Origin of the sequence: Undibacterium sp. FT79W, from assembly GCF_014284215.1 — a bacterium.
GTDB classification, from domain to species: Bacteria; Pseudomonadota; Gammaproteobacteria; order Burkholderiales; family Burkholderiaceae_D; genus Undibacterium; species Undibacterium aquatile.
In genome coordinates, this window is sequence record NZ_JACOGB010000003.1 from 250,128 (window position 1) to 266,484 (window position 16,357).

The window sequence follows — 16,357 nt, forward strand, 5'->3', positions numbered from 1 at the left end:
CAGAAGGTAGCCATGTCCGATAACAACCAAGACAATACTCCAGCCCAAGCCGCCAGTTCAGCGCAATACGGCGCATCCTCCATCCAGATTCTGGAAGGCCTGGAAGCCGTGCGTAAGCGCCCCGGCATGTACATTGGCGATACATCGGATGGCACCGGCTTGCATCATCTGGTATTTGAAGTTTTAGATAACTCGATTGACGAATCGCTGGCAGGACACTGTACCGAGATCAACGTTGCGATTCATACCGACAATTCCATCTCCATAACTGATAACGGTCGCGGCATTCCGACCGGCATCAAATGGGACGATAAGCACGAACCAAAACGCAGCGCCGCCGAAATCGTCATGACCGAATTGCATGCAGGTGGTAAATTCGATCAGAACTCGTACAAAGTATCCGGTGGTTTGCACGGTGTTGGTGTTTCCTGCGTGAATGGCTTGTCCAAATTACTGAAACTGACGATACGCCGCGATGGCAAAGTTCACACCATGGAATTTGTCCGTGGTGTTCCGCAAAACCGTGAACTTGAAACGGTTGATGGCGTTCTCACTTCCCCGATCAAAGTCGTCGGTGACACGGACAAACGCGGTACCGAAGTCCACTTTTGGGCTGATGAAGAAATCTTCACGCACGTTGAATTCCATTACGAAATTCTGGCAAAACGTATCCGCGAACTCTCATTCCTGAACAATGGCGTGCGCATCAAACTGAATGATCACCGCACCGGCAAAGAAGAATTATTTGCCTTTGAAGGCGGCACCCGTGGTTTCGTTGAATACATCAACAAAAATAAATCAGTTTTGCATCCGACCATTTTCCAGGCAACTGGCGAAAAAATGTCGGATCAGGGCACCAACATTACCGTTGACGTTTCCATGCAATGGAACGATGCCTACAACGAACAAGTGCTGTGCTTCACCAATAATATTCCGCAGCGCGACGGTGGTACGCATCTGACCGGTTTGCGTGCAGCGATGACACGCGTGATCAATAAATATATCGACGAACACGAATACGCAAAGAAAGCCAAAGTTGAAGTCACCGGTGACGATATGCGCGAAGGCTTAACCTGCGTCTTGTCCGTCAAAGTGCCTGAACCAAAATTCAGCTCACAGACAAAAGATAAGCTGGTGTCTTCTGAAGTGCGCGGCCCTGTCGAAGAAATCGTCACCAAAACATTGACGGATTATCTGGCTGAAAAACCAAACGATGCCAAAATCATTTGCGGCAAAATCGTTGAAGCATCGCGCGCCCGCGAAGCGGCCCGCAAAGCCCGCGAACTGACCCGCCGTAAAGGTGTGATGGATGGTTTAGGCTTATCTTCCAAACTCGCCGACTGCCAGGAAAAAGACCCTGCCCTGTGCGAACTGTATATCGTCGAAGGTGACTCTGCGGGCGGCTCTGCGAAGCAAGGCCGTGATCGTAAATTCCAGGCGATTTTGCCACTGCGCGGTAAAGTGCTGAACGTAGAAAAAGCCCGCTTTGAAAAAATGCTGTCGAGCGAACAGATCACTACCCTGATCGCCACTCTCGGCACATCCATCGGCCCTGACGAATTCAACGCCGATAAATTACGCTATCACCGTATCATCATCATGACCGATGCCGACGTTGACGGTGCCCACATCCGCACCCTGTTGCTGACCCTGTTCTATCGCCAGATGCCGCAACTGGTCGAACGTGGCCACATCTACATCGCGCAACCACCACTCTACAAAGTCAAAGCCGGTCGCGATGAACGCTATCTCAAAGACGATGCCGAAGAAGCGCAATACATGATGACCGTGGCACTGACCAACGCATCGCTGATACCAAGCACAGGCGCAGTGCCTATCACTGGCGACGCACTGGCCGAATTGGTACGTCAATACAATCTGGCCAATGCCATCATGACGCGCCTGACGCGCCTGATCGACCGCGCCGCACTGACAGCGATCATGACCGGTGTCACCCTGAATTTTGAGAGCGCAGAAAGTACCGAACAAACTGCACTGCAAATGACCAACACCATCAATGACCCGGCAATCAAAGTCGTCGCCATCAATGATGATGTTAATGGCACCCGCACCCTGCGAGTAGAACGCCTGCATCATGGCAACATCAAAGTCAGCAATATCGAATCTGACTTCGTTGTCAGCGCCGATTACAAAGTATTGGAAAACGCGGCCGCCACATTTAAAGGCTTGTTAGGCGAAGGCGCATTCATCCGCCGTGGTGAAGGCGAGCGCGTCAAGGAAATCGCTGTGCAGGATTTCCACCACGCCATGCTGTGGTTGCGCGAAGAAGCCGAACGCGGTGTCTCCAAACAGCGCTACAAAGGTCTGGGCGAAATGAACCCTAGCCAACTCTGGGAAACCACCATGGACCCCACCGTACGCCGCCTGTTGAAAGTGCAAATCGAAGACGCGATCGCAGCCGACCAGATCTTTACGACTTTAATGGGTGACGATGTGGAACCGCGTCGTGCTTTTATTGAAAGCAATGCGTTAAGGGCGGGGAATATTGACGTTTGATGTTTGTTTGAATTTGACAAAGCCCAGCAGTTTGTTGGGCTTTTTTATTGGTTGCTAAATTCGAAAACAGGAAAGAGGAAGGCTCAGCCCCTTACACGGACTAAGTCTTCGGAGGAAGAAACTCAATGGCCGATATTATTCCATCAAAAATACTTAACGCTTTCTCTGATAAAACATTGGTTCCCATTATCGGTGCTGGCGTGTCAATGGCGCTTAAAGACAAAGCAGGTCAACGCCTTTTTCCTAATTGGAAGGAGTTGTTGCAGAAAGCATCTGAAAAGTTAGAACGTGAAAATAAGCCTGAACAGGCAAATGCCATCAAGGCAATGCTTGCAATTGATGACTATCAAGTTGCTGCCGATCTCGCCAGAAAGGGATTGAAGGGGGGATTGTGGAACCAATTTTTCAAAGAAACCTTTACTGTTGATCGAGCCTCTATTGAGGATGCGAGCTTGGCGCTGCCACAAGCAATTTGGCAACTTAGCGACCGCATTATTACACTCAATTACGATCGCGTTTTGCGATTTGCATGCCCACGTGCCGACGACCTGATGGAGTTAGACAATAACAATGTAATTGAGTTGGCGGATTTTAATCGTGCGATTTATCGCGAGCCTACGGTCTGGCATTGGCATGGTAGGTTAGGTAATTTGACGAGCATCATATTTACTTCGGAGAGTTACAATCGACTCTATCTCGAAACAGACGAATCCTACAAAGCGGCACTTGATGTTTTCCGTGCAGTCAGTCGTGATTCGACTTTGCTGTTTGTAGGTTGCAGCTTGTCAGATGCAGAGTTACTACAACAACTTGGCGACGTACATCAACTTTTTGATGGTAATACTGGTCCACACTATGCGATGGTACCAAAAAAAGACGAAGCTTTGATTCGTGAAAAATTGAAGAACTTCGACAACATTGAGGTGTTTTGCTTTGCTGATTTCGGACAGCCTTTGATTGATAAACTCGATATGATTGTGAGGTCAGCCCCACAGCCTTCGCCTTCCTCGCTGATAACCGTACACACAATATCCGATACAGTTCGAGGGCGAAGTGCACCTTCACATGTACTTGATACTGCACTCGCAACCAACACACGTATCGCTGTTCTAAGTGCTAATCCCATCACCAAAAATTATCAATATGACCCCCTAATTCTGAAAGAAATTAAATCTTTCAAATGCGAGGTTAGTTATTTTCCACTAAACGTCAAATCCTTGAATGCTTTGGACGGTTTTAATTACATCATCATCTTGTCGAAACTAGTCAAGCAACGCATTGCTATTGAAGATGAGATGCTGCAAAGCCAGTTTGTAAGTATTACTTATTTAGAAGAAAACATCGGCAATAGCAATACAGAAGGCGTATTGATTTTTCTCGATCACACCGACACGTCAGAATTGAATGCAGAAGAAATCGCTTCTTTGGCGTCACCAACCATACTTTTTCCTAAGATGGTGAAAGCGCAGATAGAAAGTTTGGCGTTTAAGTTGTTTAAAAAGGCAAAACTGGACGCATTTAATGATCCAAATTTTTACGGCATAGCTCAATCCGATGCTTTCAAATTGCATGAGTTAAAAGGTGTGCATCAAGATGTGTATATTAAAAGTGCGCTTCCCGATAGCATTGACCCCAAAACTACTGCAAACTACATTGGCAGAAGTAGCGATTTAGAAAATATCTGTCGTAAGATAATTGAGCTTCAGTCTAAGAACCTTGTTCTCACTATCAAAGGCTCTGGCGGCATCGGTAAAACTATGTCGATAAAGAAAATTGCGGTTGAACTGGCGATGCGCAGTTTTTTTTCAAATGGCATCGACTTTGTTGATTGTGAATTCATCCCCGATTACGCCACATTTGAGAAAAAAGTGGCGGCCAGTTTTCATCTTGAAACCGCATTGAATATTCGAAAGCAAATAAAGGAAAACTTCACGAAACAAGATAAATTGATTATTTTGGATAATGTAGAAACCTTGTTGTATTTGTCTGAGCCAGAATCCATCAAGGACTTCATCCACTTTATTTGTGATTACGCCACTATCGTTATCACTTCTCGTGAATTGCTTGATATCGATTGTGAGGATGTATATGAATTGCGTCCCTTTACCAGCGACGAAGCGTTCGAGTTGTTTTTACAGGAGTTGAGCGGTATAACACCAGCACCAAAGGAATACAACTTCATCCGTACACAGATCGTTGAGAACTTGCTCGACAATAATCCCTTGGCGATAAAACTGGTTGCTAAAAATATTCCCAAAGGAAAAAGTTTTGCCCACTTGAAGGACGAACTTGAAAACGATTTTTTCCGCAAAGCCAGCGAATCGGAAATTGCTGAGTATGACAGGGTGGCAGATGGCAATATCGAGCGTAAAAAATCACTGTATGCCTCTGTTCATTTTTCATATCGGAACTTGAGCGATGACGAGAAAAAAGTATTCGAAATTCTATCGCTTTTTCCAGATGGAATTTCTTTGGCGAATTTAAAACGGATCGCAGAAAACCGCCGCATCGAGCAACGTAAAGACAAGAAAAAGCTATTCGCGCTTAATTCTCCAAATATCATAACGGATGTTGTTATAAAGTCGCTAGAAAAAAAATCCATGACACAAGTGGATAACAGTAATATTAAGTTGCAATCGATTATTGGGAAATTTTCGGAATACCAATTGATGCGTCAGAGTCATCAAATACGTACACAGTATTACCAAAGCGCATTATCGTATTTAATGAGCTTTGCCGAAGTATTGTGTGACTTACGTCATGAAGAATCCTATGCTGCGAATTTTTCTTTTAGTGAGTATCAAGGCAATTTTTTGAAGAGTATCGACTATATTGATGTCGCGAATCTAACAAGTGATCAGATACTCTCGTATCTTCAAAATTTGAGTCACTTAGCCATCAATACTAGTTTGTCCAACGAGCTGGCTCGGGCTATGGCAAAAAAAACAGAATTTTTTAAAACCGATGAGAAGGCTCAATTGTGGTTTGATTTGCTTTTGATAGATGCACGTTATTTTGGTGGCGACTTTGAAAATGCATTCACTGAGCTCCAACAACTCTGTCCTTTAAACCAACTGACGCCACCTACAAACTTAGTAGAAAAGCAGATTATTAGTACTGTAATGCCCCTCTATAGCATGGAGGGTGCACAATTATCTGCCTTGACGCTGTCGATTAAAATGAATTGGAGTCAATTTAGAGCCTATCCTTCCGAGCTATTTCAACTTGGTGAAGTAGACTTTGGAACACTCTCGACTTGGAGAATTAATTTTTTTTCGTTGGAGGCGAAATTCGCTAGCGGACAACTTACGTTAGCAATGATTGATACTTTTCTTGCGACCCGTTACGAAAAGGATCACCTCAATATAATGCAGTGCCATTATTTAAAAGCCAAACTCGGTGTTATCGATAAATCCCGCGTCAAGAAGCTCGCTATCATTAATCCCTACACTGCGGGTTTACAGCAACTGATCCTCGGGCTAGCCGAACCTGTATTGGAAAAAAAGTAACATTATTTGAGACGGCTTTGAGTAATTTGCGTCATATCAAGTACTATTATGTAGAAGCCTTGTTGCTTTATGCGCGCTGCTTACTTGAAAACGGAAAAACTGATCGCGTCTCTGAAATTGTACAAAAAGGATTAGACTTGGCCTGCCAACATCACTACCGCTTTTTACGTTATCAGTTTGAAGACTTAGTCGAGAAAAAAACTGAACCTTATAGTTCGGCGACTTATCCGTTACCAGACGTGGGTGATCTGTCAGGTCATATTCAAATGCTTATCAAGCGCACTCAGCGATCAAAATCAGTTTAAATAATTGATGTTAACTCTTGTGTAGCTTACAACGGGGATCACTTGCAAACTTCTGATCCACAACCAATCAAACAATCTGAAGCCTTATCAAAATATGCTGGCAAACGAGTCGCGTCCTCAACATCACTTCGAGGTAAATAAGTCACCATCCCCTGCCGTGCTCGTGCCAGCAACACGCGATAAGCGCTCTCAAGGTAACGCTGTGGCTCCTCTTGCTGACGTCGTTTCCTTATCGTTCCGGTAAACTTCCAGTGCTCGAATTGACCATCGACGTATCTGTAGTCTGCATTCCACGCCACCAATTACCAATCAAGCTCTAGGGCTTGAATATCAAATTCTGTGCCGACATCTTCGAAGTAGTGGCATGCAAAGGGACAATCCGGCATTCTGCCACCCCTTGCTGACCCTGCTATGATGGCGCTGGTTTTGGGTTCATCACGCACCCAAAGCTGCCAATTTTTTAGTTCCGCTTTTATTCGCTTTCAGGAGACAACATGCCTCAACTTAAACTGACCTATTTCGATTTTCATGGTGGCCGTGGTGAGCCGATACGGCTGGCGTTGGCGCTGGGTGGGGTGGCGTTTGATGATCATCGTTTCAGCTATCCTGAATTTGCCGACGTGCGCAAAGCGACGCCGTTCGGGCAGGTGCCAGTGCTAGAGGTGGATGGTGTGCAACTGACGCAATGTGATGCGATCCTGCGTTATGCAGGCAAGCTGGCGGGGCTGTATCCGCAAGACGCTTTGCAGGCTTTGTACTGCGACGAGGTGAGCTTTGTTGTGGAAGAAGCGGGTATCAGGATGGGCCCGACTTATCGTATGACGGGTGAAGAGCAAAAGGCGGCGCGCCTGGCCTTGGTGAATGGTTCTATGCCGGTTTATCTGCGCTGGCTGGAGCAGCGTTTGCTGGCGCAAGGCGGCGAATACTTTGCTGATGGCCGCCTGACGATCGCCGATCTGAAGGTGTTTGTGGATATTCGTAGTTTGAATGCCGGTCGTCTGGATCATGTGCCGACCGATCTGGTAGCGCAAGTTGCACCGGCGCTGAATGCGCATAATCAGCGCATCGCGGCCTTGCCTGCAGTGCAGGCGTATTATGCGAAATTTGCTCAATAAAGCGGCAGTGACTGACAAAGAGTGCGACAACCAGTCGAGTTACATCAGCAAGACTGTTTATTGATCAGGTCTGCAGGATGAAATGCTGCCAGCAGCCGCAAGGAATCTCAGACCTTGAACGCAGACCCGGGTTTTCGTGCGATTTTTTGCCACCTCTTTTTCCGCATAAAAAAACAGCCGGTGTTGATACCGGCTGTTTTTTTATGCGTCAGCGTATTGCTTAACGGCTGTTCTGTTTGCAGGTAAAACTGGTCGTGGTCACTTTATCGACATTACCCTGGCCACAAGTGGCAGTGGCTTGTTGCGACATCACGCTGATTTGCTTGCCAGCTTCAGCAGTGCTTTCAACGACCGAAATACAGGCACTTAAACTGGCAACGATGGCGACCAGGCTCAGGATATGCAGGATTTTTTTCATAGTCTCACTCTCAGGTTGATTTAATTTGGCAAAGCAGACATGTCGTTGGTCGCTTCGTCATTTGGTAGACCAGCATGCTGTTGCTTGGTTCCCGACATGCCGGTGCGAGTGGCAGGCCATCACCACTGTTTGAACTTAACGTTTCAACAATCTATCCGGCTGACTTGTAACACGCCTTTATTTCCGGTGATAACAAAGGTGCAGCGATTACGCCTGAAAGAAGCGCGAGGTGCTACTTTTGCCAGCAACCGGGTTTGTAAGTGAGCCGCCGTTGTGGCGTTATTTGTAGGCATGTTTTGCTTCATTTTGTATCATGAAGCTAAGAAAACGTGCAGAAACTTGGAAATCCGATAAAACCGCCTGCCTTTACAGGCGTTTGCCTGCCCCAAATCGCACAGAAAACGTGAAACATCTGGACGCAGCGTGTACCATTGAATATTCTTATCTATTTCCATGGTACAAGTGTTCTGCGTGCGGCGATTAACGCTGCGCTGAGTTCCCGGTAACACTGCCACGCAGAGGAGAAAATCATGTCTGGCTTCGCCCTGTCACCGCAAACATACTTGCGAGAACCGATGGCAAACCTGCTTAGCCGTATCGCCCTGTTTCGCGTGGTATTTGCCAGCGAAGCGCGACGGCACGACATTACTCCCGGCGCTGGGCGAAACGATGTGTCAGCCAACGTGTTGGTCATAGTGCATCGGCCACTGCGCGGACAAAATAACAATAGATAACAATCATTTCAAGAAACCTAATTCAGGAGTTGGTCATGAGTAACGAAGAAAAAAGAGTTGTCTACGGAACAGAAGATCTGTTGACCAGTTTATGCAATTCGGTCACGCGAGTACTGAACGTAGCGACGCAAAGCAAGATTCATTACTCTGCGATGGTGCAAAGAATTACCAAAATCGGTCTGAAGCCGGATATCGGTTGTTTCGTCTTATTTGACGGTGGATTTTCCGGTCTGGTGGTGTTGAATTTTGCAGGCAACGCCGCGTTGGAAATTTACGAAAAATACATGCTCAGCATGGGTATGCCGAAATCGGAACTGGCCTCGTCGTTCAGCTCGGACGAAGTGTCAAATATCCTCGGCGAACTGATGAATCAGATCGTTGGGGACTTTACCGGCAAAATACGCCGGGAACTGCAAACCAACATCACCCAGAATCAACCCAAAATGCTAGTGCTGAATAAGCAGGTGATGCTGAGTGTGGATACGCCACTGGATCGCCCTGAAATCCGTCGCGTGTCGTTTTTCACTGAAAACAATAATATTTTCTATCTCGAACTCGCGATTGATCGCACGGAATTCATTAAATTGCATGATTTTGATTCCAGCGAAATCATCGATCCGGATGCCTTGCTTGATATGGAACAAGCCGATCTGAGCAAAGCAGCGCCAGCCGCCGCCGCACCGGTGGTGGATGACGAAAGCGATGAGCTGTTACGTTCGTTGGGCATGTAAGCACCGGCGTCTGTGGCTGATCTGCGCCTGATCAACGCAACAGCTGGTTTGAAAAATAAAGAACGTCACGTAACGATATGGCTTACATGGCGTTTTTTATTAGCAAAAGGCTTTTCAGCCAATTTGCTGAAAACACCCCCTAGTGTTCATGCGGGTTTCCAAGGCATACCCCTGTATCCCCGCATAGATATTGGCTGTTGGCAGCATCACCCGGCAGAAGTCCATTTAATGCGGGGTTTGCAATGTCGCGTCGGTCATGCCAAGATACGCGCCCTGTCTGAATGATGAATCGCGCGGCAATCGTCTGTCGCACCTGAGTTTTCCTGATGAATACCACTCACCCACCGCATGCTGTCTCCCGCTTACGTACTGCCCGTCTGGCACGCAGCACGCGACCGTTTCTGGCGCGTGGCGGGCCACATGGCGAACGTTGCGGCGGCTGCCGCCTGATACTCAGCCATTGCATCTGCGCGTTGCGTCCTGTGGTGCCGACGCGTGCTGGTGTGTGTCTGATCATGGCAGAACATGAAGCGCTCAAGCCCAGTAACACGGGTTGGCTGATCGCAGATGTGGTGCCGGATACGATGGCATTTGGCTGGGCGCGCACGGAAGTTGACCCCGCCTTGCTGGCGGTGCTGGCAGACCCGCAATGGCAGCCATATGTGGTGTTTCCCGGTGAATTTGTGGCGCCAGAGCGTGTGATCACGCAATTACTGCCGGAACAAAACGCTTCAGATTCCAGCGAACCCGCAGCCGCAATCTCAAAGAAACGACCGCTGTTCATTTTGCTCGATGCGACCTGGCCGGAAGCACGCAAGATATTCAAAAAAAGCCCGTATCTGGAACAGTTTCCTGTGCTGAGTCTGTTGCAGGAACAATTGTCACGCTACCGTTTGCGCCGCTCGCGCCGTGATGAACATTTGTGCACATCGGAAGTCGCCGGTTTATGCCTGCAACTGGCGGGCGATGTATTCGCCGCGCAAACGCTGGAAACGTATCTGGATGTGTTCAGCGAACATTATCTGCGCGCCAAACAGCAATTAAAGGTGGACTGGGAAGACGAATTCCATCAGCGTTTGCGGGCCTTGGCAGCATCGGTAGCATCAACGCCCCAAGCCTGATGACACGATAAAGCTGGCGCGAAATATCCGTCGCTGACAGCAAAATCGACAGCGGCATTGAACAGACTGCGCATCTGGTGGATAATTCGGCCTATGAACGATACTACACAACTCCCCCCATTACCGGATCGCCTGTCGGTTGATCCGCGCAGCCCTTACTACGTCGCCGCCGTGTTTGAACACGAAGTGGGCATCAAGCTCAACGGTAAAGAGCGTCTGGACGTCGAAGAATATTGCATCAGCGAAGGCTGGATCAGCGTGCCAGCAGGCAAGGCGCGTGACCGTAAAGGCAATCCGCTGATGATCAAAGTCAAAGGTCAGGTCGAGCCGTTTTATCGCTGATGTCTGCCGCTCAGGCACGAATCTGACGATGGCGTCTGTATCTATCATTACTGCAACTCAAATGAAAAAGTCCCTGTATTCATGCGCTGGTCAGGCCATTTTCGCGCCACAAAGCGCATGAACACAACAGGCTGGTATCGACTGATGCCATTGCTTTTACTGGCATCGGTCACAACGCTGACCGCCACCGCCTATGCAAATGCAGATGAACAAACCTTTCCCGTCAGGCTCAGTCGCAACGAACATCTGTTGTTAGAAAAACTGGTCTGTGGCGATCCATTCGGTATCGGCGTTGCAGAGATTGATGCGCGCGCTTTCAGCGCTCAGGCGGACAAGGCAAATTACGCCGATGTGAAATGCCGTCCGCATGCGCAACTCAAGACCCAGCCTTTATATTACGTTGCCCAATGCGGGCGCGATGGCAAACAATGGAGTTGTGGCACGGCAGAGGTGGAAACAATCGTGCCACTGCAAGCGCGTAAGCTGATTGTGCGGCCAGGAACAGTGTCACCGCAACGCGCAACGGAAGCAATACAAACCATCAGCACCTACGGATATTTTCAGGCGAAATCGCTCGATGCAGCGCTGCAATCGACCTGCAATATGGGCATGGGCGACACAGCGGATCTGGTTGAAATTTCTTGTCGACGCTGGTCGATCACGGTGTCATTCTGGTGCCCGCAGAAATCTCCACAATCGCCCTGCCCACGTGTGATTTATATGGGAGAGCGTTGAAAAAATCAGCGCAGGATAACGCGTTCAGCAATGTTCTGAATGAAATTTAATCGAGAGCATTTGCTTTGATGATGCGGTTTAATTCACCGCTACGCACAAGCTTGCTGAAGGCATTGTCAATCTGCGCCATCACTTCTTTGGGAACCATTTTTCCACCCGCAATATACGCCGGGCTGGGGTCAAGTATGACGGGGAGCAATCGGATATTCGGATGATTTTTCGGTGAGTAGGCACCGCTCTTAAAAAAAGAATCGCGGTGATAAAAAAATCGGCCACGACCCGCTTCCAGTTTGATCAGATTCTGTTCTGCTGTCGGTGTACCGCTATCGAGGATCACGCCTAACTGCTGCAAGCGTTCGACCTCGGCATGCCCTTGCATGATCAGCACTTTGCCGGCCTTGCCCATTTTTTTCACGTCGTTCCAGTTATTCACAACAACATCATCACCGGCTCTGACTGCCAGCCGATAGCCCGTCGTGTGCAAACCCTGTTTCAGAAACTGCATGCCGGCAGCTTCACGCGATGCATTCTTTCTGGCGCCACAGATAATGTCACGCCGCCCGGCGCTGAGCTCATATTCGATACGGCGAATCGGCATAGGATCGTCATCCAGCACAAAATGCAACTGCGGATCAATTGCCTCTATCGCACGATAGACGTCAACACATGGCCCTTTCCAGCCGCTTTCAGTTTTCACGTTATATGGCGCAGCACTTTCCCATATCGCTACGCGTAAATCCGTTGCAGATGCTTGCCATGCGCAAAATAATCCAAGTAAGCAAAACACTTGTTTCTTCATACATTGAAGTCGGTCAGTGGCGATAAATATTGAACTCACATTTAACCACATCTTGACCGCATCCCCGTGCGCAAGAAACCACGATATACGCGTTTATTTCGTTTTCGATCTGTAAGAAGAATTTTGTGATACAGGCTCGGCCAAAAAAGAGAATTAAAGTTAACAAATTCATTCGTGTCAGATATTCTTTAGACAACCAGGATAAATCTGTTGATCACTACGGCACGCAAACTCAGACTCAAATCTGAGTATCGTTGCCGAATCATTTTCTGGCATTCCCTTTTCACCGTTGAGTAATTTTCTTCCAATATTTTATGACGCAATATTTGCTTTCATTCCAATACAAGCTGGTGCTCTTTTTTTTAGTGGCGATACTCAGTGCGAGTGGTGCGTTTTCGCAAACGCTGGAACAGAAATCTGCCGAGCTGGATAACATTGCAGACGCCGCGACGGAAACAACATCGACTAAAGCAATCGCAATGGCAAATGCTTTCGATCGCCTTATGCTTCCGTTTCTGGATGCAGAAAAAATCAAATTAACCACGCCATCTGATTTAAAAATTCTTTTTCGCGCGGCAGACATGACCGCTTTTTATACCGCTGAAACGAAATATGTAGAATATCTGCAGCGTATTTCCGAGGTGTTAGAAGAGCGCAAACTGATCACTGAAGAACACTATACAAAGTTATATTTCGCGCTCTTGCAGGTCAGAATGTTGAAAGAGGCAGACGCACTTTTGGCACGGCACAAACTATCAGTGAATGACGCTTTGCCTGCACATCGGGAAGCGCCTGATTTATCCGCTCAGATGCCAACAGAATGGCTGATTGAAGCAAACAGCTTATCTTTATTACGAAGAAATGTTGACATCAATCAGGGCGCAAAAATTATTGTGGTATCCAGCCCCGGATGCCCTTTTTCCAGAAATGCAGTACGCGATATTTCGCAAGATCCCGCCTTGATGACGGTGTTTCGCGAACATGGAAAATGGCTGGTTCCACAAATGCGCCACAGTTACTTTCACGACATCCAGAAGTGGAATCGTTCTTTTCCCAACTTTCAAATGACCATGGTTTATCAAGGACAGGAATGGAAAGACATTGACCATTGGGGAACGCCGACTTTTTATTTTTTTAAAAATGGAAAACTCAGCAGCAAGGTTACCGGCTGGCCGGAACAGGGAAATATAAAAGAACTGAAAAATTCACTGCAAAAAATCGGATTGCTTTGAGAATGAATTGGAATCAAAACAGATGAAATTTTTTCTCATCGTTCACAGGTATTAATCTGTTAAAGAAAAAATTTTTATGAATACAGATCAGAAAATTTCTGCTTTGAATTATGTATTTTCATAACGATGATGATTACGTATCACGGATGCTTTGATCAAAAAAAAACGGCGCATATCATCTGATATGCGCCGTTTTTTTGAGCTGAATTATTTAGCTGGAGCTGTCTTCGCTGCGTCTGCTTTGACTTCAGTTTTCACTTCTGATTTTGCATCGGCTTTGGCTTCTGCTTTGGCTTCTGCCTTCGCTTCTTTTTTCGCATGTTTTACATGCTTTACTTTTTTCTCTGCGGTTGCACTGGCTGATTTTGCTTCTACTACCGGCGCTGGTGGTGCCACTTTTGTTTCCGCTTTCGCTTCGGCTTTTACTGCAGCAGCTGGTGCACTTGCTTTGGCAGAAGCAGCTGGGGCTGCAGGTGTCTGGGCGAACGCTGTACCCATTGCGAAAGTAGTTGCGATGATAGCGGCGATAACTTGTTTCATGATAGGTCCTGTTCTTTCGTTGAGTTTGTTTTGCGTAGTCAATCTACGTAAGCTAATAACGCGGCCTTGCTACATTGTGTTGACAGGATTTTTAAAAAAATTGATGTATCTATTTTTTTATTTTCCCGTATTTTTATATCTTTTTTTCAGCTACGAAGAATGCAGTATGTTTTTATCGTGTATAAAAAAACCGGCGCACATCAATGATGTTACGCCGGTCTTTTACCTCATTTCAGAGGCAACAAAATCAAACCATTATTTTGCTGGTGTCGTCTTTGTTGTATCTGTTTTTGCTTCTGCTTTTGCATCTGCTTTGACTTCTGTGTTCGCTTCTTTTTTCATGTGTTTTACATGCTTAGATTTTTTTTCTGCCGATGGTACTGACGCTTTTGTTTCTGCTGCTGCGCTGGCAGGTTTTGCTTCTGCAACCGCGGCGGCTGGCGCACTTGCTTTGGCAGGAGCAGCTGGGGCTGCAGGTGTCTGGGCGAACGCTGTACCCATTGCGAAAGTAGTTGCGATGATAGCGGCGATAACTTGTTTCATGATAGGTCCTGTTCTTTCGTTGAGTTTATTTTGCGTAGTCAATCTACGTAAGCCAAGAACGCAGCCCGCTTGATTTCTGTTGACACGATATTTGCCGCAGAATTGTAGCGAATTGTTACCTCGTCAAATTAACGGAAATTTATTTCCTTTTTTCAATGCATGCTCTTACTGGGTTCATCTTATGCTGCACGCTGTGACGTTTTACCGAAACAGGACTACTATCTGTCGCGTCGCACATCATGTGTGACTCATCTCAAAATTCAGAAAGAGGAAATTTAATGACTTTAGCAAATTGGTGTGTACTGGCAGCATGTCTGTTACCCATCGTCACGGTTGGCTTGGCAAAGGCGGGGTCGGCGAAACTGAAGCGAGAAGACGGTCGCTATAACAACCAGCAACCACGTGTATGGGCACAGCAGTTACAGGGCTGGCGACAACGCGCGAATGCCGCACAACAAAATGGCTGGGAAGCCTTGCCTTTGTTTATTGCAGCAGTCGTTCTCGCGCAGCAAGCGCATGCAGATCAGGGACGCATTGATACGCTTGCGACGATATTTATTGGTCTGCGGCTGATCTACGTCGCGACATACCTGACAAATATGAGCAATCTGCGCAGCCTGGTCTGGACAGGCGGCATTACGGTAAATATCGCAATCTTACTGATGTCTTGAAACGTCTTTCAATCACAGGAACAGATGATGGATGAACAGGAATTACAGGCAACTTTATTCAGTATGTTGCCGACACCCGCGTATATTTTTGGCGCTCTTCTTTTTGGCATCATCGGCTTTGCGGCCTATCGCTACGGCAAAAAGATGGAACAGACGAAGTGTAAATGGCTGGGAATTGCGCTGATGCTCTACCCTTACCTCATCGGCAGCGATACGCGCTGGCTGTATGCCACTGGTACGGTACTATGCGCGGCCTTATACATTTACCGTAACGAATAAGCAGGCGAGAGCAGGTATGCTGCGATAAGTCGTAGTGATTTGCGGCATTCTTTTTTCTTCCGTGCATTCTGGCAACGCTCAGGAATTTATTTCGCGGGACATCATTCCGGCTCAACGCAGGAACAGATAAATTTATAAATCGTTGACATTTACCCGCCCAGTGAACCGCTTTTTCCCTTTCCCAGCGTGTTAACATCAGTCCCCGCTCGTTACAAATAGCAGCTATTGGCCGTTGCGCTAAAATGAACCCTCCTAAAGTTACTTCTATTCTCTTCATTTGCATGGGGAATATCTGCCGCTCTCCCACGGCGGAGGGAGTGTTTCGCGCCAAAGCGAAAGCGGCGGGAATATCAGAACAATTAGTTATCGATTCCGCCGGGACACATGCGTATCACATCGGTGAACCACCAGATGCGCGCTCACATGGTTTTGCAGTCAAACGTGGGTTTGATTTGTCACAGCAGCGGGCACGCCAGATAAAAGCGGAAGATTTCGTTAACTTCGATCTGCTGCTGGCGATGGATAAAAGTAATCTCGCCCTACTTCAGGCGGCGTGTCCTGAACCCTATCAGCATAAGCTGGATCTGTTGATGCATTACGCCCAACATACGCAGGCGGAAGAAGTGCCCGACCCGTATTATGGCGGTGTGAGCGGCTTTGATCTGGTGCTGGATTACATTGAAGACGCATCCGAAGGGCTGGTTGCCCGTTTACAAAAGTAAGCCGCAAAGACTTTTTATTGACTGATCGCCACAAATAGCCTGTT

18 protein-coding genes are annotated in these 16,357 nt (G+C 47.3%); 14 read left to right on the top strand and 4 right to left on the bottom strand.

What is annotated here, in order from left to right:
* The first annotated feature begins 12 nt into the window (after positions 1-12).
* The 3 genes from gyrB to H8K38_RS06590 all read left to right on the top strand — a co-directional run bounded on the left by gyrB (position 13) and on the right by H8K38_RS06590 (position 6,331).
* Positions 13-2,517 (top strand): DNA topoisomerase (ATP-hydrolyzing) subunit B, encoded by a 2,505-nt coding sequence (gene gyrB / locus H8K38_RS06580; RefSeq protein WP_186883998.1) that lies wholly within the window; start codon positions 13-15, stop codon positions 2,515-2,517.
* 125 nt (positions 2,518-2,642) lie between these two features.
* Positions 2,643-6,026 carry an SIR2 family protein gene (locus tag H8K38_RS06585; protein WP_186883999.1) on the top strand — a complete coding sequence of 1,128 codons (3,384 nt, stop codon included), beginning with the start codon at positions 2,643-2,645 and terminating at the stop codon, positions 6,024-6,026.
* Between the two features lie 17 nt (positions 6,027-6,043).
* Positions 6,044-6,331 (top strand): hypothetical protein, encoded by a 288-nt coding sequence (locus H8K38_RS06590; RefSeq protein ID WP_186884000.1) that lies wholly within the window; start codon positions 6,044-6,046, stop codon positions 6,329-6,331.
* 38 nt (positions 6,332-6,369) lie between these two features.
* On the opposite strand, the gene H8K38_RS18685 is transcribed toward H8K38_RS06590, so the two are convergent.
* Positions 6,370-6,630: a DNA/RNA helicase domain-containing protein gene (locus H8K38_RS18685; protein ID WP_222610779.1), complete on the bottom strand. Its 261-nt coding sequence runs from the start codon at positions 6,628-6,630 to the stop codon at positions 6,370-6,372.
* Between the two features lie 195 nt (positions 6,631-6,825).
* On the opposite strand from H8K38_RS18685, the gene H8K38_RS06600 reads away from it, so the two are divergent.
* Complete coding sequence (locus tag H8K38_RS06600) at positions 6,826-7,446, top strand: glutathione S-transferase (protein WP_186884002.1); 621 nt, start codon at positions 6,826-6,828, stop codon at positions 7,444-7,446.
* Positions 7,447-7,666: 220 nt separating this feature from the next.
* On the opposite strand, the gene H8K38_RS06605 is transcribed toward H8K38_RS06600, so the two are convergent.
* Complete coding sequence (locus H8K38_RS06605; protein WP_186884003.1) at positions 7,667-7,864, bottom strand: hypothetical protein; 198 nt, start codon at positions 7,862-7,864, stop codon at positions 7,667-7,669.
* Between the two features lie 143 nt (positions 7,865-8,007).
* Positions 8,008-8,157, bottom strand: coding sequence for a hypothetical protein (locus H8K38_RS06610; RefSeq protein ID WP_186884004.1), 150 nt, complete (start codon positions 8,155-8,157; stop codon positions 8,008-8,010).
* 237 nt (positions 8,158-8,394) lie between these two features.
* Here H8K38_RS06610 and H8K38_RS06615 point away from each other — a divergent pair, with 237 nt between their 5' ends.
* The 5 genes from H8K38_RS06615 to H8K38_RS06635 all read left to right on the top strand — a co-directional run bounded on the left by H8K38_RS06615 (position 8,395) and on the right by H8K38_RS06635 (position 11,527).
* Complete coding sequence (locus H8K38_RS06615; protein ID WP_186884005.1) at positions 8,395-8,598, top strand: hypothetical protein; 204 nt, start codon at positions 8,395-8,397, stop codon at positions 8,596-8,598.
* Between the two features lie 35 nt (positions 8,599-8,633).
* Positions 8,634-9,329: a DUF3334 family protein gene (locus H8K38_RS06620; RefSeq protein ID WP_186884006.1), complete on the top strand. Its 696-nt coding sequence runs from the start codon at positions 8,634-8,636 to the stop codon at positions 9,327-9,329.
* A 326-nt stretch (positions 9,330-9,655) separates the two neighbouring features.
* Entirely contained in the window at positions 9,656-10,450 is a 795-nt protein-coding gene (locus H8K38_RS06625) for a tRNA-uridine aminocarboxypropyltransferase (RefSeq protein ID WP_186884007.1), read from the top strand.
* 93 nt (positions 10,451-10,543) lie between these two features.
* Positions 10,544-10,792, top strand: a complete 249-nt coding sequence (locus H8K38_RS06630) for a DUF3297 family protein (RefSeq protein ID WP_186884008.1) — start codon at positions 10,544-10,546, stop codon at positions 10,790-10,792.
* Positions 10,793-10,909: 117 nt separating this feature from the next.
* Complete coding sequence (locus H8K38_RS06635) at positions 10,910-11,527, top strand: hypothetical protein (protein WP_186884009.1); 618 nt, start codon at positions 10,910-10,912, stop codon at positions 11,525-11,527.
* 46 nt (positions 11,528-11,573) lie between these two features.
* Here the strand turns inward: H8K38_RS06635 and H8K38_RS06640 are convergent, their stop codons facing one another.
* Positions 11,574-12,326 (bottom strand): ABC transporter substrate-binding protein, encoded by a 753-nt coding sequence (locus H8K38_RS06640; protein WP_186884010.1) that lies wholly within the window; start codon positions 12,324-12,326, stop codon positions 11,574-11,576.
* A 314-nt stretch (positions 12,327-12,640) separates the two neighbouring features.
* Between H8K38_RS06640 and H8K38_RS06645 the strand changes: the two genes are divergently transcribed.
* The 5 genes from H8K38_RS06645 to H8K38_RS06665 all read left to right on the top strand — a co-directional run bounded on the left by H8K38_RS06645 (position 12,641) and on the right by H8K38_RS06665 (position 16,313).
* On the top strand, positions 12,641-13,558 hold the full coding sequence (locus tag H8K38_RS06645; protein WP_186884011.1) for a hypothetical protein: 918 nt from the start codon (positions 12,641-12,643) through the stop codon (positions 13,556-13,558).
* 184 nt (positions 13,559-13,742) lie between these two features.
* Positions 13,743-14,714, top strand: coding sequence for a hypothetical protein (locus H8K38_RS06650; protein ID WP_222610780.1), 972 nt, complete (start codon positions 13,743-13,745; stop codon positions 14,712-14,714).
* 205 nt (positions 14,715-14,919) lie between these two features.
* Positions 14,920-15,312, top strand: a complete 393-nt coding sequence (locus tag H8K38_RS06655; RefSeq protein WP_186884013.1) for an MAPEG family protein — start codon at positions 14,920-14,922, stop codon at positions 15,310-15,312.
* A gap of 24 nt (positions 15,313-15,336) precedes the next feature.
* Positions 15,337-15,591 carry a hypothetical protein gene (locus H8K38_RS06660; protein WP_255422853.1) on the top strand — a complete coding sequence of 85 codons (255 nt, stop codon included), beginning with the start codon at positions 15,337-15,339 and terminating at the stop codon, positions 15,589-15,591.
* A 242-nt stretch (positions 15,592-15,833) separates the two neighbouring features.
* Entirely contained in the window at positions 15,834-16,313 is a 480-nt protein-coding gene (locus H8K38_RS06665) for a low molecular weight protein-tyrosine-phosphatase (protein WP_186884014.1), read from the top strand.
* Positions 16,314-16,357: the final 44 nt, after the last annotated feature.